This is a genomic window from Altericista sp. CCNU0014, from assembly GCF_044923475.1.
GTDB lineage: Bacteria > Cyanobacteriota > Cyanobacteriia > Thermosynechococcales > Thermosynechococcaceae > JAAURS01.
In genome coordinates this window covers 2,158,633-2,179,136 of sequence record NZ_CP137338.1, presented here as the reverse complement: position 1 = coordinate 2,179,136, position 20,504 = coordinate 2,158,633, and the positions used below count along the sequence as shown (strand labels likewise).

The window sequence follows — 20,504 nt, the reverse complement described above, 5'->3', positions numbered from 1 at the left end:
ATCACCAATGGAAGTGACCTTGTAGGGCTATGCATCGCTTTGATGCTTTATAGAAGGTACTAGATGCATCATAAAATCGCGCTTACCGATTGGTGCTCCTGCCATACGCAGGATATTGTAAGCCGTTGCGATATGGAAATAAAAGTTTGGCATCAAAAAATCATCGACATATGCAAGTCCAGATAATTCGACGTATAGCCCTTGCCCAAACTCGATCCGATTGAGTTCTAAAAGTTTAGAATCGGCAACATTGATACTGGCCAATAACTCCTGAGTCGATGAAATATGACCGCGCGCCTCAACTAGAGATGCTACATCGGGGTTCAAGTTGTTTGCCGACTGCCCCGAGCACCACAATGCGAAGTTACGGGGCTGGTTGCATGCAAATGCTATTTGCGTGCTGAACGGCAGCATATCGGACGCTATGCGACTTTGCAATAGAGATTCTACATCTTCCGCAAAATGACTCTCTGCTATATCTAAGAGATGGCTCAACGTATCGAGCCTGGAACTGAAGATATTTTTGAGTGCTGCGATCTTCTGATTTTCCATTCGTTTTTAGATGAACGAGTTGTAAAGCGTAGCTACCAATTATACTGAATCATTTAACATCATTAACTTCCACAAGGTCGTAAAGATTCAATAGCCTAGTGGTTTTCGGAAATTGCCAACCACTTTGTCAAGTTCTTGCGCGATCGCCAGCAATTCCATTTCCCGCCACCGCTTACCCACAATCTGCATGCCAATCGGTAGCCCTGCCTGAGTTTGCCCAATCGGAATGACGATCGCAGGATGTCCGCTTAAATTAAACGGCAGCGTGTACGTCCCATTTGCAACCCCATGCGGGTAAGACTGACCTGCAACCTCCACTGCACTCCAAGATGGACGATGGGTAAAAGCAGGCGTTGCGGCAACAGGCAAAAGCCAGACATCCCAAGGCTCTAGAGCTTCATCCATCTGAGCCGTAAAGCGATCGCGCTCAGTCAGGGTTTGGAAATATCCTTTTAAGGTGGGACGCAAAAATTCGGGTAAAAAGCGGCTAAGATTACCGAGTTCTCGCAGCGCCTTATCCCCTTGTGTTGCAGTCCGAAAGAGGAGAGTCAAACTCCGTTGGATCGTGTAGCGATCTTTGGGTTGGGCATAAATGTTTACGTAGGCAGCCATCCGACCATACAACGTCCAGATCTGCGATAGATCAAAATTTTGAGGCAGCCATTGTTCGACTCGCACCCCTGTGTCAACGAGTTTTTGGATAACTGTTCGCAAGGTAGATCGAATTTCAGGCTCAACGGGTACCGTTGGCCATTCATCCATCCAGGCAATTTTCAGATCGGTCAATCTCTTCTGCGAGGGCGTATCTAAAGGAATTGGAGGAACATCGGGCCGACGCGGATCGGCTCCAGCAATCAGAGAAAAACAAAGGCGAATATCCTCAAGCGATCGCGCCAAGCAGCCGACCGTCATCATTTGCCGCAAACAGTAGGGATATCCCGGCACTTCAGGAATCATGCCCGCTGTAGAAATCCGCCGATCGGTGGGTTTCAGGCCATATACCCCGCAAAAATGGGCAGGTTGACGCACAGCCCCCCCAAAATCATTGCCAATATCCAGCGCTGATAGCCCAGATGCGATCGCCGCCGCACTGCCGCCGGAACTGCCGCCCGGCGTATAGCCTAAGTTCCAAGGATTATTCACCCGAGGAAACAAAGAATTTGCGCTTTGAAAATCTCCAGCCAGTTCCGGCACGTTTGTTTTCCCCAGAATGACGGCTCCGGCTGAGCGCAGTCTGGCAACTGCCGTGGCATCCTGCTGAGGAATGTAATCTTTAAGGGGAATATACCCTGCTGTCGTGCGGAGTCCTGCTGTTTCAAAAATATCCTTGATGGTGACGGGCACCCCATGTAAAGCGCCCCAGTTTTCTCCGCTTGCTAGCGCTTCATCCGCTTGCTTGGCTCTGGCACGGGCATTTTCGGCATCCAGGGTACAGATCGCATTGATCTTCGCGTTGTGCTTGGCGATTTGAGTCAGATACGCATCCAGCGCTTCCGCCGCCGAAACTTGGCGATCGCGAATCATCCGCGCAAGCTGATGCGCAGGGACAAACGTGAGGTCAGTCATGGGCATTTCATCGCTAGGGTTTGATAAAGTTAATTATATTCACTTTTAGTTAATTTAGTTAACTAATTTATCTATGGGCCGTCCACTGAAAGAAAACTCGCTAACCCCGCAGGATGTGGTCAATGCGGCGATTGCCTGTCTCGACAAAGAAGGAGAGGCTGCGCTGGGCGTGAATCGGGTCGCCAGAGAATTAGGGATCAAACCGCCTGCCATTTACAAGCATCTGGACGGCAATTCAGGGCTACGACGCGCTGTAGCGCTGGAAATTTGGCGCAGCTATTTAACGGACTGCCAAAACCAAACGATTGACCTTACAGAACCCCATGCTCTACTTCGGCTCGGCGCACAGATAACCCGAAACTTTGCTCGACGGCATCCTGCCCGCTATGCCGTGATGATGCAATATCAAATGCGACCTACCGATCCGGAAGAAGCTGAAATCATCCAAACCGCGCTTCAGTTTTTCCAGCGATCGCTGCAACTATACGAATTGAGCAATGATGCTTTGATTGATGTGATGCGGATGGTCAATGCCGCCATTTACGGTTTTATTGCCAGAGAACGGCTAGAACTGATGACCCTAAGCCGTTCGACCGATCGAAGCTATGAAGTCATGCTGGATGCGCTAATTGTTGCGATCGAGCATATTCGGCAGAGCGACCAACGATCGAGCGGAACGAATAGCAGCAAATAGGCTTCCCCGCAGTCAGCCTCAACGTGTTGGCTAAAATGATGCCCCCTAATGATGCCCCCTTGGCAAAATACAAATAAACCCAGTCAGGAAAAAGCATAGGTGGCAAGCCGCATTAAGCCCCCTCACCCAGCATGGCAGGCACATCGATCTCTTTAATACAGGTAGCTCGCGACAATGAGAGAATGCAATCAATAATCCTGAGAAGATCCGTTAGAGGAATGGCCTCGCCGCCGGATAGATGATTTGCGGCAAGATCCGCTAAAACTTCGGGTGTGCCCACGTTACCAGGGTTAATCACCGTTACGCCAATTTGCTGGGATCTCAATTCTTGTTAGTGTCCTGAGTTTTTCGCCATAGAGGCCAAAGCGTGAAAAGGTCTGAGGATAAGAGATTCAGGCCAACAGAGAATGGATATCGTCACACGCAAAGCCCAAATACTGCGGGTTCAAACCCAAAATCCATATCCAGAGTTGAACGAAGTCCTACAGGAAAAACTGAATACAGAGGTTCTGGGGGTTACGCAAAGCGTCTTAGAAGCAGCTCTGTGCGAAGAATTACAAGAGCATCTCAATCAGCTTGCGGGAGAACGACCTCGTCGGTCTGGCTACTTCAAGCGAGTCCTTGATAGCGAATACGGGCGCATCGAATCCTTGTCGGTACCCAAGCTGCGCCATGGGAACAGAGACCGAGACTGGCAAATCTTGGGGCGCTATCAACGGGGCCTTGGCAGTCTATTAAACTTTTGTCTAAGTCTGTATGTCATGGGCCTGTCCTTGCGAGACTTGCAAGAAGCGCTCTATCCATTACTCGGGGCTGTATTATCGGTCAATGCCATCAACCGAATCACAGAAGCCGCTCAACAGCAGATGAATCAACGGCGCACGGCAAAAATTACCACTGCTGTACCCATTTTGCTTGTCGATGGTGTTTGGGTGAGAATTCAATATGCAAGCGGGGAAACCTTTGAAGACCAAGCTGGACATGTGCGCGCCTTGCGTCAAGCCGAAGAACGGGTTGTTTTAGTGGCAATGGCCATTTATCCAGATGGCACTCGTGAAATCTTGCACTATGAGATTGCCGAGAGTGAATCTCAATTCGCCTGGGAGTCTTTTTTCAAGGGTTTACAGGAGCGTGGATTGAAGCTTGATGGGGTTGAGGTTGTCGTCAGTGATGGGACCAATGGATTGCCCGCTGTGCTCAAAGCCTGGGTACCTCAGGCCCAGCATCAACTGTGCATCACTCATAAAATCAGGGCAATGCTGCGTCATCTGGGCTATGAGAATTTATCCATCCAAGATGCGCAAGGTCAGACCCTAGACCTTCCAGAAGCAAAGAAGCTTCGCTATACCCAGATTAAGACTGACGCCTATGACATCTATAAAACCGATGATTGGATGGAAGCCATTGAGCGATTGGTGGTCTTTGTCGAGACTTGGCAGTCTGTTGAACCTAATGCCATCCGCTCCTTTTTGAGAGATATTGTTTTGACCTTTAATTTCTATGATTTGAACCCATCCTTATATCCACTCGTCCGAACCACTAATGCGCTCGAACGATTGTTTCGAGAGTTTAGGAACAAGTCCGATGAAATTGGTGCGTTCCCCAATGAAGACAGTTGTTTGACCATTTTCTTCTTGGTCTTACAGCGTGACCATACCAAGCATGACCGTCTCAAATCTGTGGCGAAAAACTAGGGACACTAACCAATTCTTCGCGCAATGAATGGACAACTCCTCGCAATCCAAACTTAGATGCACTATTGGCAACTTCGCGTCCAGAAAAATTATCCCGACCAGAGAGGGCACCCATAAAAATGATTTTTGGATTATCCGATCGCCGTAAGGCAGGCAGTAAGGCTTTAACCAACCGAATCGGAGCCACTAAATTTACCGCAATCACTTGAGAAATGTCTGCATCGGAGCAATCTTCAAAACGATACTGGCTAGTAAACGCATGGGTTTCCCAAGTTCCTCCCATGTAGAGCAAAGCATCTAAGCGATCGCCTCCAATTACGTTTGCCACCGTTTCCACCCCTGCTAGCTCGGACAAATCTGCCTGAATCCAGTCCCCAACCGGAGCCTTGGTGCGAGAAACCGCTAGCAATCGATCGCACTGGGGTGCCAAATGTTCGGCAACGGCCAGTCCGATGCCACGGCTTGCACCAGCGACAAGAAGGGTCTCGAACGACATATGAGTTCTCCTGTTTAGCTTTTAGACGGGAAGCCCCGCGCTCTATCCGTTTCGGATGAGCGCCGGGATGAAAGGTGCGTGAGTTGAGGTACGTTACCTGACCGCCTTGCGAAGCAATAGGGAAGGCAACAGTGCCGAAATGAACAAATTATCTATGCGACTACTCAGGGGTGTTTTGCTCCTCAATGTATTTCTTCAAAACCGAGATTGTGACCCCACCACAGGAGGCGATGAAGTAAGACTCGTTCCACAGAACCTTTTTCCAGTAAACTTTATCGACTTCAGCCGGAAACTCCTCCCTGAGCCTTCGACTGGAGACAGACTTCAAGTTTCCGATGAATTTGGGTAATTCCATCTGCGGCAAATACTGAAACAGCAAATGAACGTGATTGTCTTCGCCATTAAACTCGACGATTTTGCAGTTCCATTTCTGACATAAATCGCTCATCACTTCACCTAGTCGTTGAATCATCTCGCCTGTGAGCACCTTGCGGCGATACTTGGTCGTCAGCACCAAATGAGCTTTCATGTCGGACACGGATCTACCACTGGATACAAAATCGTCTTTCATCAACAGTTTACAATGATTACTTTTGTCAGTGTGCCTATTTTAAGGTACAGCAATTATAATAGAGACATGAGAATTGCCTACCAGTATCGACTACTGCCTACCGCCCAACAATCTGCCGATCTGAATCGGTGGCTTGAAATGTTGCGGTGTCAGTATAACTGGATGCTGTCAGAGCGCTTTGGGTGGTGGGAAGAGAACCGGAGTCCGGTTAATGCCTGCCCTATAGTTTGTCATCTCCCCGAACTCAAGGATCAGCCTGACTACTACAGTCAGAAACGCGATTTGGTTTTGCTCAAGCAAGATAGACCTTGGTACAAAGAGATTCATTCTCAGGTGCTTCAAGACATGGTCAAGCGAGTCAAACTCTCATTTGACCGTTACTTGATGGGTGACAGCAATGGTAGGCGCAGTGGTAAGCCCCGGTTCAAAGGTCAAGGCAGATATCATTCATTTACCTACCCTCAAGCTTCGCTCTTCTGGATTGACGGCAACAAAATCGAATTGCCGAAGCTTGGGGCGGTGAAGGTAATATGGCATCGTTCTTTGCCGGATGGATTTATTGTGAAAACCGCCATTATCAGTAAAAAGGCTGATGGATGGTACCTCACCCTCACCCTGGAGGATGCACAGGTTCCTGAGTTGACCTCACAGGTAGAGCCAGCTTGGGAAAACTCGATTGGGATTGATGTTGGATTGGAAAAGTTTGCTTCTGATTCAGATGGCAGCTTTGAGCCAATTCCTCAGCATTTCCGAAAATCGGAAGAGAGGCTTGCTCGTTTACAGCGGAAGGTGTCAGCATCCCAAAAGGGGAGCCTTGCCCGTAAGTTGTTGGTTCGCAAGGTTGCTAGACTACATCAAAAGATTGCGCGCCAACGCAAACAGTTTCACTTTGAAACGGCTGGCAAGGTTTTGGACAAAGCTAATGTGGTGTTTGTCGAAGATCTCAAGGTCAAAAATATGTCCAGACGAGTCAAGTCTAAACAAGACGAGACAGGCAAGTTTCTTCCGAATGGTCAATCGGCTAAGTCTGGACTGAATAAAAGCATTGTTGATGCAGGATGGAGCCAATTCATTGATATCCTCACTTTCAAAGCTGAAAAAGCTGGTCAGAGAGTTATCAAGGTTGACCCCTACGGAACCTCTCAGCATTGCAGTGTCTGTCTCAATAAAGTTTCAAAAGGACTCTCGGAGCGCTGGCATTCCTGTTCTCATTGTCAAAATGAAATGGATAGAGATATCAATGCTGCCATTCTGATTAAAAAAGTGGGGTTGGGACTCGCCTCACTCAAAAAAGCTCGAAAGCCGAAAGGTCTAGAGAAGCCCGCGCTGTATGCGTAGCATCAGCGTCGGGAGTAGTTCACTCTTCTTTTTATTGCCCCATTCGAATCGCGCTAGACATATTCATCATCGTTTCATCCAACCGTTTGCGGAAGATCGCGAGCAGATTAACGCCATTGTCTGGATGCAGAATGCCAAAATTTTTCCAAATAAAAAATTAGAACTGGCAGGCAAGCTTTTGTACGATGGCGCTCAGCTTACCTGCCAGTCCCACTCCCAGTCTGCAATTAGCTTAGGTAATAACTGTTGGTTTTTCCATCTGCGTGAGGGCGTGAATCTTGGCAACCTCATCGGCGATCGCAATTAAATCCCCCAGCGCATCCTGCGGGTCCTGAGCGTGCTTTGCAACATCGGCTTCGTAGGATTCCACATACAGCCGCAGGGTTGCACCTTGGGTTCCCGTGCCGGAGAGTCGGTAGACAATCCGCGCCCCGTCGGTAAAGCCGATGCGGACGCCCTGTTTTGTACTCACGCTGCCGTCAATGGGGTCGGTGTAGCTGAAATCATCGCTGTAGGCGACTTCGCGACTGCCAAATTTTTTGCCCTTGAGGCTGGACGTGGCCCCTCGAAGTTGGGTAATGAGGGTGTTAGCGCGATCGCTCTCTACGCCTTCATAGTCGTGGCGGGAGTAGTAGTTGCGCCCGTAGGTTTGCCAGTGCGCCCGCATGATTTGCTCGACGGACTGCTGTTTGACGGCCAGAATATTGAGCCAAAACAGAACAGCCCAAAGGCCGTCTTTTTCGCGGATGTGGTTGGACCCCGTCCCAAAGCTTTCTTCGCCGCAGAGGGTGACTTTCCCCGCATCCATGAGGTTGCCAAAGAACTTCCAACCCGTGGGGGTTTCGTAGCAGTCAATCCCCAACTTGGCCGCCACGCGATCGGGCGCTTCGCTGGTGGGCATAGAGCGCGCAATGCCTGCAATGCCGTCTTTGTAGCCTGGAGCAAGGGTGGCATTGGCGGCCAATACCGCCAAACTATCGCTGGGCGTCACAAAAAAGCGGCTGCCCAAAATCATATTGCGATCGCCATCCCCGTCGGAAGCGGCTCCAAAATCAAGGGGGTCAATGCCAAACATGCGCTCCACGAGATCGTGGGCGTACACTAAGTTGGGGTCGGGGTGCCCGCCTCCAAAATCTTCCAGGGGTTGACCGTTTTGGACCGTGCCCAACCCTGCCCCCAGGCGCGTTTCAAAAATGCCGTGGGCGTAAGGCCCCGTGACGGCGTGCATCGAGTCCATACACATCCGAAACGAACCGCTGGCGAGCAAAGTATGAATCCGGTCGAAGTCGAATAGAGACTCCATCAGCGCCTGGTAATCTGCCACTGCGTCGATCACCTCAACGGTCATGCCGCCCAGTTGGGTTTCGCCCAGACGGTCTAGGTCCACATCCAAGGCAGACAAAATCGAGTAGCGGTCGATGACCTGAGTGCGGGCAAAAATCGCATCCGTGATTTTTTCGGGCGCGGGACCGCCGTTACTGATGTTGTATTTAATGCCGAAGTCGCCGTTCGGCCCGCCGGGGTTGTGGCTGGCAGAGAGCACGATGCCGCCTAAGGCATTGTATTTGCGAATAACGCAGGAAACCGCCGGGGTGGAGAGAATGCCGCTCTTGCCGACTTTGATACGGCCTACGCCATTGGCTGCTGCCATTTTGAGGATAATTTGAATGGCTTGGCGATTGAAGTAGCGTCCATCGCCACCCAGAACCAGCGTCTGACCGGAAAGGGGGCCAATACTATCAAAAATGGACTGGACGAAATTTTCGAGATAATGCGGCTGCTTAAACACTGAAACTTGTTTGCGCAAGCCAGAAGTACCGGGCTTTTGGTCCAGAAACGGACGGGACGCAACCGTTTGAATCGTCATCTACGCTGTTCTCCGATGCAACAAAAGGGCAAGCTGCTCTCCTAATAGTATCGGGTTGGCTGCGGTACGGAACGTTGGCTGCAAGACAGCTTTTATCCCAAGAGCGATCGCCCATAAAACGCAACTGCGCGATCGCCTCGCAGCACTCACCAAGGCCAGCGGCATCGCCCAAGCGGAGGCACTGAGCGCGGGGTTGATGCTTTTGGTCGATGGGGCCTTCGTGCAGCGGCGGTTGTATCAAACCCATCGGGTGAATTTGTGCCAAGCGGCAACGATGCTGATGCGAGCCTATGACGGAACATAAGCTTGCAAAATCCTGGCATATAATCCGAGGAGGTAGAACGATCGCAGCGGCAATCCCAAGCTCAAGAAGCCGCGCACCCATGACCTTTACGCCGGACGCACCATGTCTATCAAAACGATTCAGCAGCTCGCGCCTCATTTGCAAGATCTGGGCGGATTCACAGCTCGGCGGCTGCTTCCCCATGGCGATCGCCCTATGGTAGGGCCATTTATTTTTTTCGATCACCTTGGCCCTGCCACCTTCCCGCCCCATCAAGGCGTCGATGTTCGCCCTCACCCCCATATCAACCTCGCTACCGTCACCTACTTATTCGAAGGGGCGCTCATGCATCGCGATAGCCTGGGCACGGTTCAGGAAATTCGACCCGGAGCCGTCAACTGGATGACAGCGGGACGCGGGATCGTGCATTCCGAGCGATCGCCGCAACCCGAGCGAGAAACCGCCTCTACCCTTCATGCCATCCAAACTTGGGTTGCCCTCCCGGACGATCGCGAAGAAACCGAACCCGCGTTCCATCACCATCCTGCCGATAGCCTCCCCCGGTGGCAAGACAATGGCGCAACGCTCACCTTAATTGCCGGGGTTGCCTACGGACGCACATCCCCCGTTCAAACCTTCTCGCCAATGCTCTATCTGGATTTAGTCTTGCCAGTCGGCACCTGCATCGACCTCCCCGCAGAATATAGCGAACGGGCTGTTTATAGCGTGACGTCAGGCTTGCAGCTAGATGACCTATCCCTGGAGCAACATCATCTAGCGATATTGCCCGCAGGAGCACCCATTCACATCTCTGCCGATCGCGATGCCCGCTGTGTTGTAGTTGGTGGAGAATCGGTAGGACAGCGGCACAAGTGGTGGAATTTTATCTCCAGCCGTCCAGAGCGGATCGAGCAAGCCAAACGCGACTGGCAAGCGGGTCGTTTCGATCCGGTGCCCGGAGAAACCGAGCGGATTCCGCTCCCGAATGCGTAGCCCTCAGTCTGAGAGGCAGTTTGAAAGGTTGCAAAGACATTGCACTAGCCCCCTAAATCCCCCAATTCTGGGGAACTTTGAGGCTCAGAACCCCCCTTTCTTATAGCCCGAAGGGCTTTAGTTAGGGGGCAGGGGGGCGAATGCAGGGTTGAATGGGACTTCTCAAACAGCCTCTGATAATCGGGAATAGTACGATCCTATCCAACATTCGCACGTCAGCTTACGCCATGAAACAAAGTTTCTGGCTGAAATTCATCGGTCGGTTGTTGATAGAGATCCAAAAATGCTGCTCCAATTTTATCGGGAGCAAAGGGAGTATTGGGCGCGACTTGACCCATAATACTGAGCATACCAACCCGAACTCCCGTACCTGCTAATTCTTGAGCCAGCGTGAGGGTAAGACTTCGCAATCCAGCTTTCCCAATACTAATGGATGAGGCTTCATCCCAGGGATAGTGCGCCCAGCCCCCACCCGTCAATAGTAGGCTTCCTCGTCCTTGCGATCGCATGGCTGGTAAGACGGCTTTTGCTGCGACTAACGCACCGATCGCGTTCACGGCAAAGTCTTGGGCAAGTTGGGTTGCGGTTAAGGTTGTGGGTTTGCCGAAGGTAGACGAAACAGCGTTATAGATCAAAACTTCTACCGTTCCTTGCTGCTGGATATTAGCGATCGCCCGCTCCAATGCTCGCTCGTCGCTGACGTCGGCTGCTACGCTCGTTGCATTAATGCCAGCTTCTGTCAGAGATGCGATCGCATCGGCATATTTCGATGGGTTTCGAGCAATCAATCCAAGCTGAAAACCCGCATTACCAAAGGCACGGGCAATTCCCAATCCAACGCCTGAGCCAAATCCAACAATAATACAAAGCGGTTTCATCATTGCGAGGGTTTTATTTACTAAGGTTATGACGACGATCTAAAAAAAGGTAGCTATTTCGCTATTTAAATTACTTACTAAACTGCACGGCTGTAAATTGATAGTGCTGCATCTCTTCAATGTGGGGAATATAGGGCTGAACCAAGGTAAAAAAGCCCTTGAATTCTTCGCTACTGCGGAAAATCTGGAGATGATCGGCTGTAGAAGTCCAAAGAATTCGTAAAATATAGCGCTGCGGTTCTTCTTCGCAATGGGTTAGATCGCAGCCCATACAGACAGCGGATGCCTGCAAATAGTCTGCGGCTTTGACGTAATCGGCCTCAAATTGAGGATTCAATCCAGTGGGTAAGTTGTAGCGAATATATTCGGTAATCATGGTTGTCTCCGCTTAAGAAACCGCTGGTTTAACCAAAAAATCTTGATGGTGGGCTTGAGCATAATCCCGCGCAAAATTAGCATAGGAGTTTGCTGGCTTGCCAGTGAGAGTCTGAATGCAATCGGTTACAGTCGATCCGGCTCCTTTTTGCCAGCAGTCGAACAGTTCTAGTTCGGCATCTAAGTACCATTCCGGTTCTCCGCCTGCCAGTCGTGCGGCCTTGAGATCTGCGGCAGGAATCTGGACGGCGGCGATCGGTCGATCCAAAACTTGGCTGAATTGCTCGGCAATCGCGGCAAAGGTAATCGCTTCCGGCCCCGTCAGAACATAGCGTTGGTGTTCGTGACCGGGCTCTGCGAGACAGATTGCAGCAACGGCAGCAACATCTCGCACATCGACATGGGAAATGGGCGTATCCCCAATGGTGTTATAAATGACTCCCGTCTGGGCAATGGTCTGAGTAAACCAGCGGATATTTTGCATGAACATATTGGGACGAAGCTGCGTCCACGTCATTCCCGATTGTTCTAAATGTTGTTCGATTTGACCGTGCCACCGTTGGAGGGTACTCGGCAATTCTCCAGCTCCCATGACCGATAGTTTGACAAGACGTCGAACGCCTGCCCGTTTTGCTGCATCAATAAAGCCGCACTCCAATTCAACTTGATTGGGCAAGTTGGGTAGTACTAAAAATGCAGCGTCTGTCCCCTGCAATGCTGCATCGAGGGTGTCTGGTTGGGAGAGATCGCCGATGGCTAATTCGATTCCTTGGGCGGCGAGATGGCTCGCTTTAGCGCGATCGCGCACGAGCGCTCGGACGGGTATATCTTTCTGGGAAAGTTGCCGAATCACTTCCCCCCCGATATTTCCAGTGGCCCCTGCGACCAAAATTGTCATCATTACCTCCTAAGTCTTCTCTATCGTTACCCACTTGAACGATCGCTAGCACTCGCTACCCAACTTAGAGTATCAAGGCATAATAAATTAATCAAATCGATTGTTTTGATAAATAAAATCAATGAAATCAATTGAGCTAGGGCAGATTGACTTAAACTTGTTGGTTGCCTTTGAAGCCATCTTTGAGGAACGGAGTGTCACCATGGCGGCGGCACGACTCTACCTAGGACAACCTGCTATGAGCGCTGCATTGGGGCGCTTGAGAACGTTATTTGGAGATGAGTTATTTATTCGGGTTGGCAGAGAAATGCAGCCGACCCGCAAAGCAACTGCGATCGCACCAGGAATTTTTGCGGCGCTGCATCAAGTGCGACAAACGATTCAAGCGAGTCAAGATTTTAACCCAGCCTCCGATCGACGGGACTTTGCGATTGGGAGCGCAGACTATACAAGTTTTGTCGTGATGCCTAAGCTCCTTGACCATTGCCAAGCAGTCTCGCCTCATCTGAACTTTAGGATGATTGAATTTGAAAAAGATCGGGTGGGCGAACTATTGGAACAAGGCGCGATCGATCTAGCATTGGGCGTTTTTCCAAAGCCCTCTCGACAAACCCATTGTTTACCCTTATTTCAGGAACGCTTTGTCGGGATTGCCCGTAAAAATCATCCGGCGTTACTGCAAAAGCCACTCTCGATCGAAAAGTTTGCTAGCTTATCGCACGTGCTAGTGACTATTCGCGGAGATACAACTGGGGAAGTGGATCGAGTCCTGGCGGATCGCAATTTGCAACGCCGGATTGCGCTAACTATTCCTCATCTATTAGTTGTTCCGTCGATCGTTGCTTCCAGCGATTTAGTTGCCACGATCGCTTCTCGTGCTGCTAGTTATTTTTCTGCACTAGACGCGATCGAAGTATTTGAGCTACCGCTGGAGATGACATCTTGGACAGTCTCAATGATGTGGAGCAAATTGGCCGACCGCGATGGTGCTAACTGCTGGTTACGCCAAACAGTCAAACAGTATGCGAGAAGCGATTGCCATGCCTAGCATCCCGCTCTACACGGCGAGTAAATATGCCGTGATGGGCTTAACGAAAGCGGCAGCGAATATACCAAATCAGGAATCCACATCAATGCGGTGGGGCCAGGTGCGATCGCCACAGACATGTTTAAAAAAGCGACAGGTGGCAGGATGAAGCTAAGGCATACATGGCAATACTTCACCCGATGGGGCGAGTCGGTCAACCTTCTGAGGTTGCAAATGCATTGCTCTGGCTACCCTCTGATAGTGCCTCTTTTGTTAAGCTCATGGGTTATTATATCTGCATTCGTTGTTGCCCTAGAAAGAACGCGCGATCGCTTTTTCTCTTCACCAATAACCCATCGTCAATCGGCTTTTCGGGCTTTGAAGGTAGAGCGATCGCCACCATGAAATTTGATAAGTCCCTCCACTTCATCTTTGCTGCTGATCTGAAGCCATCCGCTCCCGCTCGCTTCATCCATTTCGTCAGCCCCATCCCAGGTAAAAACGAAACGCTCTTTGCCATTATTATCTTCTAGATAGCCATCGACTGAACCTGTGACTAATCCGAACTGGAACTCGCCATTATTTTCAGGAGCAATTTCAATGTAGGCTTGGGTTTCTTCGTTGAAGTAGTCTTCATCCCACATTTCCATTTCGTAGATATGCCACAACCCTATGAGGGAATGGTCATATTCAGGTCTTTTGTACCGCGTCGTAACAGCCATTTGTCCATACCTCCATCTTTATTATCAGTTTATGGTTGGGCCTTATGTGCTTCAATAAGCATCACAATATTTGCAGCGGTAAGATGCAGCACATATGCAGCTAAATGCTCAGGAACTTCAACTGGTATAGCACCCTGACCGTGGCCAGATGTTTTATTACGTACGGTAGGAACGCCTGATACAAGCACGTTTCTTAATCCTGAGAAATAATCTTGTAAATATTTTGGTATTAGCTCTTTTGCAAATATGACTTCAATCAGTTTTTGTGCAGTCGCTGTTTTTGAGTATTCCCATCCACGCACATCACATATTGACTTGATAGTGCTCTCAAAAGAATTTAAGGCATCGACAATTGCATCCTTATACTCCTGACGGCGATAGTGTTCATGAGCGCTGCGGAATTCTTGCTCAGGGCCAATAAAATTCGAGTTAGACAGAAGGCCAAGCGCAGGTACAACAACTTCAGCATGAATAAATTTTGAGTCAACACGAATGATTTGACCACCCTCAAACTGATACCCAATTCCATGCTCACGGAAGCGATAATTCAGCTCACTGATGGCTTCATCTGGTTGTTGTGACAATTTTCTCTTAAAATCTATTTCATCCCAGTCAATTGGTTTCTCTAGCTTTTGGCGAATAACTACATTAATAAATTTAAATGTCAGCTCAATCAAATCGAGCTGGTTTTCAACTGAAGTACCTTTATGAAGTAAAAATTCTTTGCATTGCTCAAAAGGATCCACTTGAAAGCCAGAACTTAGTTCAAACAATCCAAGTTCCCTAGTCAAAAGATTATGAACTTGACACCATATCTTTGCGCCAAAACTGCTAGCTAGATAAACACCTATAGCACTATCCCAAATGTGAACAATCTGTCTTCGGAATGCTATTGGCAAATCATCATATTGATATATCTCAGGTTGATCACCTTTTTCGATACATTTTTTTCGTTTTGAGTATAAATCAATAATGGGCATTTTCTTGAAATTCGAAAATTGGACAAAGATCAACAGATGTTAGGAAACAGTATTCTCAGCATCAATTCGCCTTGAATAATGAGACACAAATACAATTTTCTTTTGTATTCTTGCTCTTTTAAATCTTGGTAAATTGTTTGTGGCTTGCAATTAAAATGCACTGCATACTTCTCCCAATTTTAATGAATTTCTTAGACAATTGAATCATCTTTAATTGTTCTACTCCAATAGTTTTTCCATGAAAACGCAAAAAGTGGCTACTACAGAATAGGTTAAAACTTTCATGTTCAGGCATAGATAAATTCATTCCTAGGCAAAAAACTTTCTAACCTCGCCATTTCCTACATAATGCGTCAATAACCGATAATTATGTAACTCCTTCCTCACACGCCCAGCCACGATCGCAGGATGAATCCCCAACTCATGAGCTAACTCAACCACCGCCGCCGGGGTTGCATTCTCCTTCACCATACTTGCCGCCCAAACCTCAGCCGGAATCAACACATCCTGTGCCCATTGGTCTGCTTCAGCCTCCTTAACATCGGTTTCAATCCCCTCCACATCCCCAAGGCTTAGATCGTCAAAAAACGCCTCATCCATCCCCTTCTGCATGTGTAACGCAACGTGGGCTAACTCATGACACAGACAAAACCAGAAATTATCCAAACGGTCATACCGCAGCGTCAACCCGATCGCAGGCGTTCCATCCGATAGCTTCAGCGCCGCGCCATCCAAATGAGTACGTGGTAGATGAGGTAAATAAATCAGATGAATTCCATAGTTCGCCAAAAACTCCTTCGCTAGCCTTGGCCCCTCCCGCAACGAACTCAAACGCACCAAATTCCGGCCAAACTCTTGCGTAATCGAGCCTTGCCGATAAGCACTCGGTAGTACAGTCGCCTTTGCCTCAGCCAGCAACTGATAACACCAAGCCTTCAGCGCATAAGCATCCATCTTGGCATTCTGACGGGCACCATCATTCTTGCGATACAGCCCCTCAGGTAACGCCTCTGGCCCACCCGCACGTTGTATCAAATCCCGGATAATCTCTTCAGCCCGCTCCTTTAGATTTCGCCCCGGTTCAATCCAACCCAACTTCGCCATCGCCGTCAACGGAAACCGCGACCAGTCCAAATCCAGCGGCATTTCTGGCAACGATGCCCCCGGTTGCCGCAGCAACACCTCCGCCGGAATCCCTAAATGCTCGTGGAGCGCTCGGATCATCTGTAACGTCAAAGACCGCTTCCCCGACAACACCTCAGACACCTTCGCCCGACTGCCCAACAACGGAATCAAATCCCGCGCCGACAACCCCGCCTGCTCCATGCGAAACCGAATCGCTTCAATAGGATCTGGCCAGCCAATCGGGAAATGCTTCTTCTCATAAAGTTCCACCAGCGTCGCCAACACCTCCAGCTCATCCGCCTCTGGCGTCCCTGCTTCTGCATCCATGAGCGAATCAATTCGTAGCAAGGCCGCTTCATAATCTGCTCTAGTTCGGATCGGTCTAATGGCAGTGCTGTTCATATTGTCTCTGCATCAATTTGGTCGTACTGCTTGTGCGTGCCAATAAATTTGATAACAACGGTCTGCGTTGGATAGTTAATCCCCACCACCAATCGATATTTATTCCCGGCGATATTGAACACAACCCGCCCCCCTTTCAGAATACTGGCCGTTCCATACTGAGCCTTAACCTCCATCGGGCCTGACCATTTCGCCTGCTTTGCCTCCCGATACCACGCCTCTAGCTGACCCTGCGAGTCGGCATACTCAGGACATTCCCAAAACTCACGCAGCGTACTTCGTGCGATCGCTCTCATGCTGCCGTTCTATCTCATACACGCCGCACACCTTAACACACCGCTCCCAAAATCTAATATAACAATAAATTCCCTAAATGGGAACATAGAGTCAAGCTCTCTTGGGTTTTGGCTCGGTTTGGGTTTTGCGATCGCCGTTGTCATCTGCTTACAATATGGGCTATAGAGACGGTCGTTAGAACTAAACTCATTCAAGCGAGCGCCATTGCACTGAATTTGGAGGTGAGTCAAAATGACGTTCGTTGTTAGGGTTCAAGATGTTATTGATGAAATGGATACAGTGAGCGATAAGTGTCACGCTTATCTCAACAGACAGACTGGCGAGTTGGTGACCATTGGTGATGAGGAGATTAGTGCTGTTGAAGAAGCGCACGATCTGGCAGATTATGCGGATTGGCAAAAGGAATTGATCCAAAAAACAAGGCAGGTTTTGGATTCCGATGACTATTTACCGCTCCCCACTAAGTTCGATATTCACGAATACTCGATTATGCAGCGATTTTGCGAGGAAGTTGAAGATGCTGAATTAAGCAACGAATTGCTGTTTCAAATCAAAGGTTCAGGTGCATTTCAACGGTTCAAACATGCTATCCATCGCTATAACATCACAGAGGATTGGTATCGCCATCGGCAAGAATCGCTAGAGCAAATTGCGATTGATTGGTTGGAAGCAAACGCGATTCCCTATGAAGTCAATGGCGATCGCCCCACTCAGGCAAGTTAACATGAGACAGATGTAGTTTGCACCATCGCATCAGCAACAATCTTATGAGCGAATACCAGTACTACGAATTTCAAGCGGTAGATCGGCCATTAAGCAGCGCTGACCAAACCTATCTCAGGGGATTATCCAGTCGGGCCTCTGTGAGCGCAACACGCGCCAGCTTTGGCTACAACTACAGCGACTTTCGCGGCGACCCAGAGAAAGTGCTGGATCGTTGCTTTGACATGATGCTTTACATTGCTAACTTTGGTACGAGGCAATTAATGTTTCGATTTCCCAAAAAGCTGGTCAAGCCGGAGATATTCAAACCCTACTGCGTCGAGCATTGCATTTCCGTTTCAACCACTGAAAAATCCGTCATTCTGGATATCACAATGAATGCGGAAGACTACTATACCTGGATTGCCGATGAAGGGGTACCTCTGGGTGGGTTAGTTGCATTGCGCGAAGACTTATTGCAGGGCGACTTTCGGGCGTTATATTTGGCTTGGCTCCGCTCCGGTTTTTCTGAAGATACCGCTGCCGATCCGGAAGAGATGGTTGAACCGCCCATCCCGCCCAATCTCAAAAAGCTGTCTCCCGCCCTCAAGGAATTGGCAGACTTTTTTCTGGTCGATGAAGACCTCATTGCCGCAGCAGCGACAGAAAGCACCAGCGCTCAAGCAACCAGCGAGCCTGTTGAAGAATGGCTGGCAGCGCTCTCGGACGCGGAGCGAAACCACTATCTGCTCAGAGCAATTAACGGCGAAACCCATATCGGTGCCGAATTACTGCTGCATTTACGATCGCGCTACGCCCAGAAAAAGACTCCGACTGGCACGGACGCTCGGCGAACGCTAGCAGAGTTGATTGAGATTGCTCGAAATAAACAGAAAGTGAGAGAACAGAAGGAACGTCAAGCTGCGGAAAAGGCGGAACGAAAACGACTAGAGGCGATCGCCCCCAAGGCGGAAACCCTATGGCAAGAAATTGCTCAATTGGTCGAACTGAAGCAAGCTGGCCCCTACGATCGAGCCGTCGCCCATCTCAAAGATTTACGAGATGTTGCAGTCATGCAAGGAACTGCGGATGCCTTTCGCAATCGCCTTCGAAAACTGAAAGAACAATATAGTAATCGTCCCGGACTTCTCACTCGTCTGCGCAATGCAGGATTATCACAATAGTAAACATTGCTTTCCTCCCATTGCTGTCCCCCAAGCGATCTGACAAAGTGTTCAAGGATGTGTCGGTCAATCACGATCATTACATCTACTGGACGCCGAAAGTTAACTCATGAGACAGGTTTTTACGTAATCTAATGCCTAATCTTTATGTCATCGGTGGTGCAAATGGGTCAGGCAAAACGACTGTAGCGCTGACGGTGTTGCCTCGCTTTTTACAGATTTTTGAATATGTGAATGCGGATGCGATCGCAGCAGGATTATCCCCGCTGAATCCAGAGTCGATGGCGATGCAATCTGGGCGGTTGATGCTGGAACGATTGCAAACACTGGCAGATGCAGGGGTTGATTTTGCTTTTGAAACGACTTTGGCGGCTCGGACGTTTGTCCCATTTATGAATCGCTGTAAAATTAGGGGCTACAGGATAAACTTGATTTATCTGTGGCTCCCAAGTGCTGATTTAGCAGTTGAACGAGTGGCAAGACGGGTTGCAAGTGGAGGGCATGATATCCCAGTGGAGGTCGTTCGCAGACGTTATGAGCGCGGACTCAAAAATTTGGTTGAACTTTATCTACTGATGGCGGATAATTGGATGATTTTTGACAATTCAGGTAAAGAATTTCGTCTTGTTTCTGAATGTATCGCCGATCGACAATTCATGATTTATGACCAAACTATTTGGAATCAAATTTATAGGGTAAAGCTATGACAAATGAGGAGATTAAGACATTACATCAAAAGATTGCTGAGGGGGGAAAGATTGCAGTAGCTCAGGCAATCGCACGTCATCGCAAGCTGGGGGAAGAGATTGCAGTTTGGCAAGATGGAAAGGTTGTTATTCTTGAAGCCGATCGGATTCCGTTTAAAAACGACTGTTAGGGCGTGGCGCTTCTGGGTTTCTGCTGAAATATGTGCTCAATAATACAACAGCTTCGCGGATGAAGGTTGAAAGCTATACAGAGGAATATATTGGTCTTTCTTATTACCTTGGATCAAGAAGAGCCGAAGCACTTTTTTGAAAGGTTGTAGAGGCAATTGAAAATGCCCTTTTCGAAGAGTGAAATGAACCTCTGAGAACTAAATTTTGTCAAGAAACATTTGTTCACTTTTTCTACGTTAGAACAATCCTCAGACGATAATAGTTAAAAGCCATTCCTGGAGCGATGCAAGTGAACACCGACCCCTCAACGTCCATCGAGCATCAAAACGTCCCCCAAGCCCATCGCGGTTTGCACGATTTTCTGTACAGTTCCGACGACGAACATTCCATTTCGGTACCGGAAGCACCCAACCTAGAAATCAATTCAGAAAGCGTCGTCGATCTCGAAACCTGGTGTGCGGAAACCGCCGAGGCCAAAGTTGCTGGCGTCTATGCCGTGCTCGATCGCGATCGCCAGACCCAATATATCGGCTACTCCCGCAACGTCACCCTTTCCCTCAAAAGCCACCTGACCCAGCACGGGGCAGATACCTGCGCCTTCGTCAAAGTCCAGCCCTTCAAATTCCCCAAACGCGAAGAAATAGAACAGCTCCGGGATGCCTGGATTGCCGAACTGCCCCAAACTCCACCGGGAAATGCCGACACCAATGGCACCTGGGCAGGCACTGTCAAAGATGCCGCCAGTCAAACCATGTCCCCCGCCGAACGCGAAGCCTACGAAGCGAAAAAGCTGAAGCTCCGGCGGGCAATGGCGGACGGAAGCCTTCACCAAGAAGCGTCCCAAGCCCAAACTGATGCAGAACGGCAGCAGGCGTTAGAAGCGGCAGTGGAAGGCGATAACTGGAGCGCTGTGATTCGAGAACAAACCCAAGATACGCAAGCAATATGAGCCGCTGTTGTTACGAGGCGTTAGGCTAAAAGG

General features: G+C 49.3%; 24 protein-coding genes. 11 read left to right on the top strand and 13 right to left on the bottom strand.

Annotated elements, in window-relative coordinates:
- Positions 1-27: 27 nt before the first annotated feature.
- Positions 28-552 (bottom strand): DUF1993 domain-containing protein, encoded by a 525-nt coding sequence (locus R6H26_RS10655; protein ID WP_404790433.1) that lies wholly within the window; start codon positions 550-552, stop codon positions 28-30.
- Positions 553-639: 87 nt separating this feature from the next.
- Positions 640-2,118, bottom strand: coding sequence for an amidase (locus R6H26_RS10650; RefSeq protein WP_404790432.1), 1,479 nt, complete (start codon positions 2,116-2,118; stop codon positions 640-642).
- A 73-nt stretch (positions 2,119-2,191) separates the two neighbouring features.
- Between R6H26_RS10650 and R6H26_RS10645 the strand changes: the two genes are divergently transcribed.
- Positions 2,192-2,812, top strand: coding sequence for a TetR/AcrR family transcriptional regulator (locus R6H26_RS10645; RefSeq protein WP_404790431.1), 621 nt, complete (start codon positions 2,192-2,194; stop codon positions 2,810-2,812).
- A gap of 112 nt (positions 2,813-2,924) precedes the next feature.
- Here the strand turns inward: R6H26_RS10645 and R6H26_RS10640 are convergent, their stop codons facing one another.
- Entirely contained in the window at positions 2,925-3,137 is a 213-nt protein-coding gene (locus R6H26_RS10640; RefSeq protein ID WP_404790430.1) for a hypothetical protein, read from the bottom strand.
- Positions 3,138-3,219: 82 nt separating this feature from the next.
- On the opposite strand from R6H26_RS10640, the gene R6H26_RS10635 reads away from it, so the two are divergent.
- Positions 3,220-4,506 (top strand): transposase, encoded by a 1,287-nt coding sequence (locus tag R6H26_RS10635; RefSeq protein ID WP_404783412.1) that lies wholly within the window; start codon positions 3,220-3,222, stop codon positions 4,504-4,506.
- Here R6H26_RS10635 and R6H26_RS10630 read toward each other — a convergent pair.
- Both R6H26_RS10630 and tnpA read right to left on the bottom strand, forming a co-directional pair.
- Positions 4,484-5,002: an SDR family NAD(P)-dependent oxidoreductase gene (locus R6H26_RS10630; protein WP_404790429.1), complete on the bottom strand. Its 519-nt coding sequence runs from the start codon at positions 5,000-5,002 to the stop codon at positions 4,484-4,486. The genes R6H26_RS10635 and R6H26_RS10630 overlap by 23 nt on opposite strands.
- 160 nt (positions 5,003-5,162) lie before the next feature.
- Positions 5,163-5,573, bottom strand: a complete 411-nt coding sequence (gene tnpA, locus R6H26_RS10625; protein ID WP_404786727.1) for an IS200/IS605 family transposase — start codon at positions 5,571-5,573, stop codon at positions 5,163-5,165.
- On the opposite strand from tnpA, the gene R6H26_RS10620 reads away from it, so the two are divergent.
- Entirely contained in the window at positions 5,466-6,911 is a 1,446-nt protein-coding gene (locus R6H26_RS10620; RefSeq protein WP_404786729.1) for an RNA-guided endonuclease InsQ/TnpB family protein, read from the top strand. The genes tnpA and R6H26_RS10620 overlap by 108 nt on opposite strands.
- A 232-nt stretch (positions 6,912-7,143) precedes the next feature.
- Here R6H26_RS10620 and R6H26_RS10615 read toward each other — a convergent pair whose 3' ends face one another.
- Entirely contained in the window at positions 7,144-8,778 is a 1,635-nt protein-coding gene (locus R6H26_RS10615; protein WP_404790428.1) for an alpha-D-glucose phosphate-specific phosphoglucomutase, read from the bottom strand.
- A 55-nt stretch (positions 8,779-8,833) separates the two neighbouring features.
- Between R6H26_RS10615 and R6H26_RS10610 the strand changes: the two genes are divergently transcribed.
- Positions 8,834-9,082, top strand: a complete 249-nt coding sequence (locus R6H26_RS10610) for a hypothetical protein (RefSeq protein ID WP_404790427.1) — start codon at positions 8,834-8,836, stop codon at positions 9,080-9,082.
- A gap of 102 nt (positions 9,083-9,184) precedes the next feature.
- The gene (locus R6H26_RS10605) at positions 9,185-10,054 is read left to right on the top strand and encodes a pirin family protein (RefSeq protein WP_404790426.1); all 870 of its coding nucleotides are present in this window, start codon (positions 9,185-9,187) and stop codon (positions 10,052-10,054) included.
- Positions 10,055-10,269: 215 nt separating this feature from the next.
- Here R6H26_RS10605 and R6H26_RS10600 read toward each other — a convergent pair whose 3' ends face one another.
- The 3 genes from R6H26_RS10600 to R6H26_RS10590 all read right to left on the bottom strand — a co-directional run bounded on the left by R6H26_RS10600 (position 10,270) and on the right by R6H26_RS10590 (position 12,208).
- Positions 10,270-10,935 carry an SDR family NAD(P)-dependent oxidoreductase gene (locus tag R6H26_RS10600; protein ID WP_404790425.1) on the bottom strand — a complete coding sequence of 222 codons (666 nt, stop codon included), beginning with the start codon at positions 10,933-10,935 and terminating at the stop codon, positions 10,270-10,272.
- A gap of 67 nt (positions 10,936-11,002) precedes the next feature.
- Positions 11,003-11,308, bottom strand: coding sequence for a putative quinol monooxygenase (locus R6H26_RS10595; RefSeq protein WP_404790424.1), 306 nt, complete (start codon positions 11,306-11,308; stop codon positions 11,003-11,005).
- 12 nt (positions 11,309-11,320) lie between these two features.
- Positions 11,321-12,208 carry an SDR family oxidoreductase gene (locus R6H26_RS10590; RefSeq protein ID WP_404790423.1) on the bottom strand — a complete coding sequence of 296 codons (888 nt, stop codon included), beginning with the start codon at positions 12,206-12,208 and terminating at the stop codon, positions 11,321-11,323.
- Between the two features lie 118 nt (positions 12,209-12,326).
- On the opposite strand from R6H26_RS10590, the gene R6H26_RS10585 reads away from it, so the two are divergent.
- Positions 12,327-13,253 carry a LysR family transcriptional regulator gene (locus R6H26_RS10585; RefSeq protein WP_404790422.1) on the top strand — a complete coding sequence of 309 codons (927 nt, stop codon included), beginning with the start codon at positions 12,327-12,329 and terminating at the stop codon, positions 13,251-13,253.
- A gap of 338 nt (positions 13,254-13,591) precedes the next feature.
- Here the strand turns inward: R6H26_RS10585 and R6H26_RS10580 are convergent, their stop codons facing one another.
- From R6H26_RS10580 to R6H26_RS10565, 4 genes are all read right to left on the bottom strand, one after another.
- Positions 13,592-13,954 (bottom strand): hypothetical protein, encoded by a 363-nt coding sequence (locus R6H26_RS10580; protein WP_404790421.1) that lies wholly within the window; start codon positions 13,952-13,954, stop codon positions 13,592-13,594.
- Positions 13,955-13,983: 29 nt separating this feature from the next.
- Positions 13,984-14,934, bottom strand: a complete 951-nt coding sequence (locus R6H26_RS10575) for an STM4504/CBY_0614 family protein (RefSeq protein WP_404790420.1) — start codon at positions 14,932-14,934, stop codon at positions 13,984-13,986.
- A gap of 309 nt (positions 14,935-15,243) precedes the next feature.
- Positions 15,244-16,461 carry an ImmA/IrrE family metallo-endopeptidase gene (locus tag R6H26_RS10570; protein ID WP_404790419.1) on the bottom strand — a complete coding sequence of 406 codons (1,218 nt, stop codon included), beginning with the start codon at positions 16,459-16,461 and terminating at the stop codon, positions 15,244-15,246.
- Positions 16,458-16,757, bottom strand: a complete 300-nt coding sequence (locus R6H26_RS10565) for a type II toxin-antitoxin system HigB family toxin (protein WP_404790418.1) — start codon at positions 16,755-16,757, stop codon at positions 16,458-16,460. Before R6H26_RS10565 ends, R6H26_RS10570 begins: the two co-directional genes overlap by 4 nt.
- Before the next feature lie 232 nt (positions 16,758-16,989).
- Between R6H26_RS10565 and R6H26_RS10560 the strand changes: the two genes are divergently transcribed.
- The 5 genes from R6H26_RS10560 (at position 16,990) to R6H26_RS10540 (ending at position 20,471) form a co-directional block, all read left to right on the top strand.
- Positions 16,990-17,481: a UPF0158 family protein gene (locus tag R6H26_RS10560; RefSeq protein WP_404790417.1), complete on the top strand. Its 492-nt coding sequence runs from the start codon at positions 16,990-16,992 to the stop codon at positions 17,479-17,481.
- A 44-nt stretch (positions 17,482-17,525) separates the two neighbouring features.
- On the top strand, positions 17,526-18,644 hold the full coding sequence (locus R6H26_RS10555; protein WP_404790416.1) for a hypothetical protein: 1,119 nt from the start codon (positions 17,526-17,528) through the stop codon (positions 18,642-18,644).
- 134 nt (positions 18,645-18,778) lie between these two features.
- Positions 18,779-19,351, top strand: coding sequence for a zeta toxin family protein (locus R6H26_RS10550; protein ID WP_404790415.1), 573 nt, complete (start codon positions 18,779-18,781; stop codon positions 19,349-19,351).
- Complete coding sequence (locus R6H26_RS10545) at positions 19,348-19,521, top strand: hypothetical protein (protein ID WP_404790414.1); 174 nt, start codon at positions 19,348-19,350, stop codon at positions 19,519-19,521. Before R6H26_RS10550 ends, R6H26_RS10545 begins: the two co-directional genes overlap by 4 nt.
- A gap of 290 nt (positions 19,522-19,811) precedes the next feature.
- Positions 19,812-20,471, top strand: a complete 660-nt coding sequence (locus R6H26_RS10540) for a GIY-YIG nuclease family protein (RefSeq protein WP_404790413.1) — start codon at positions 19,812-19,814, stop codon at positions 20,469-20,471.
- Positions 20,472-20,504 lie beyond the last annotated feature (33 nt).

Bases quoted from the DNA above. Each gene is read 5' to 3' on its own strand.
- R6H26_RS10655 (WP_404790433.1), bottom strand. From the start codon at position 552: ATGGAAAATCAGAAGATCGCAGCACTCAAAAATATCTTCAGTTCCAGG.
- R6H26_RS10650 (WP_404790432.1), bottom strand. From the start codon at position 2,118: ATGACTGACCTCACGTTTGTCCCTGCGCATCAGCTTGCGCGGATGATT.
- R6H26_RS10645 (WP_404790431.1), top strand. From the start codon at position 2,192: ATGGGCCGTCCACTGAAAGAAAACTCGCTAACCCCGCAGGATGTGGTC.
- R6H26_RS10635 (WP_404783412.1), top strand. From the start codon at position 3,220: ATGGATATCGTCACACGCAAAGCCCAAATACTGCGGGTTCAAACCCAA.
- R6H26_RS10630 (WP_404790429.1), bottom strand. From the start codon at position 5,002: ATGTCGTTCGAGACCCTTCTTGTCGCTGGTGCAAGCCGTGGCATCGGA.
- tnpA (WP_404786727.1), bottom strand. From the start codon at position 5,573: ATGAAAGACGATTTTGTATCCAGTGGTAGATCCGTGTCCGACATGAAA.
- R6H26_RS10615 (WP_404790428.1), bottom strand. From the start codon at position 8,778: ATGACGATTCAAACGGTTGCGTCCCGTCCGTTTCTGGACCAAAAGCCC.
- R6H26_RS10605 (WP_404790426.1), top strand. From the start codon at position 9,185: ATGTCTATCAAAACGATTCAGCAGCTCGCGCCTCATTTGCAAGATCTG.
- R6H26_RS10600 (WP_404790425.1), bottom strand. From the start codon at position 10,935: ATGATGAAACCGCTTTGTATTATTGTTGGATTTGGCTCAGGCGTTGGA.
- R6H26_RS10595 (WP_404790424.1), bottom strand. From the start codon at position 11,308: ATGATTACCGAATATATTCGCTACAACTTACCCACTGGATTGAATCCT.
- R6H26_RS10590 (WP_404790423.1), bottom strand. From the start codon at position 12,208: ATGATGACAATTTTGGTCGCAGGGGCCACTGGAAATATCGGGGGGGAA.
- R6H26_RS10585 (WP_404790422.1), top strand. From the start codon at position 12,327: ATGAAATCAATTGAGCTAGGGCAGATTGACTTAAACTTGTTGGTTGCC.
- R6H26_RS10580 (WP_404790421.1), bottom strand. From the start codon at position 13,954: ATGGCTGTTACGACGCGGTACAAAAGACCTGAATATGACCATTCCCTC.
- R6H26_RS10575 (WP_404790420.1), bottom strand. From the start codon at position 14,934: ATGCCCATTATTGATTTATACTCAAAACGAAAAAAATGTATCGAAAAA.
- R6H26_RS10570 (WP_404790419.1), bottom strand. From the start codon at position 16,461: ATGAACAGCACTGCCATTAGACCGATCCGAACTAGAGCAGATTATGAA.
- R6H26_RS10565 (WP_404790418.1), bottom strand. From the start codon at position 16,757: ATGAGAGCGATCGCACGAAGTACGCTGCGTGAGTTTTGGGAATGTCCT.
- R6H26_RS10560 (WP_404790417.1), top strand. From the start codon at position 16,990: ATGACGTTCGTTGTTAGGGTTCAAGATGTTATTGATGAAATGGATACA.
- R6H26_RS10555 (WP_404790416.1), top strand. From the start codon at position 17,526: ATGAGCGAATACCAGTACTACGAATTTCAAGCGGTAGATCGGCCATTA.
- R6H26_RS10550 (WP_404790415.1), top strand. From the start codon at position 18,779: ATGCCTAATCTTTATGTCATCGGTGGTGCAAATGGGTCAGGCAAAACG.
- R6H26_RS10545 (WP_404790414.1), top strand. From the start codon at position 19,348: ATGACAAATGAGGAGATTAAGACATTACATCAAAAGATTGCTGAGGGG.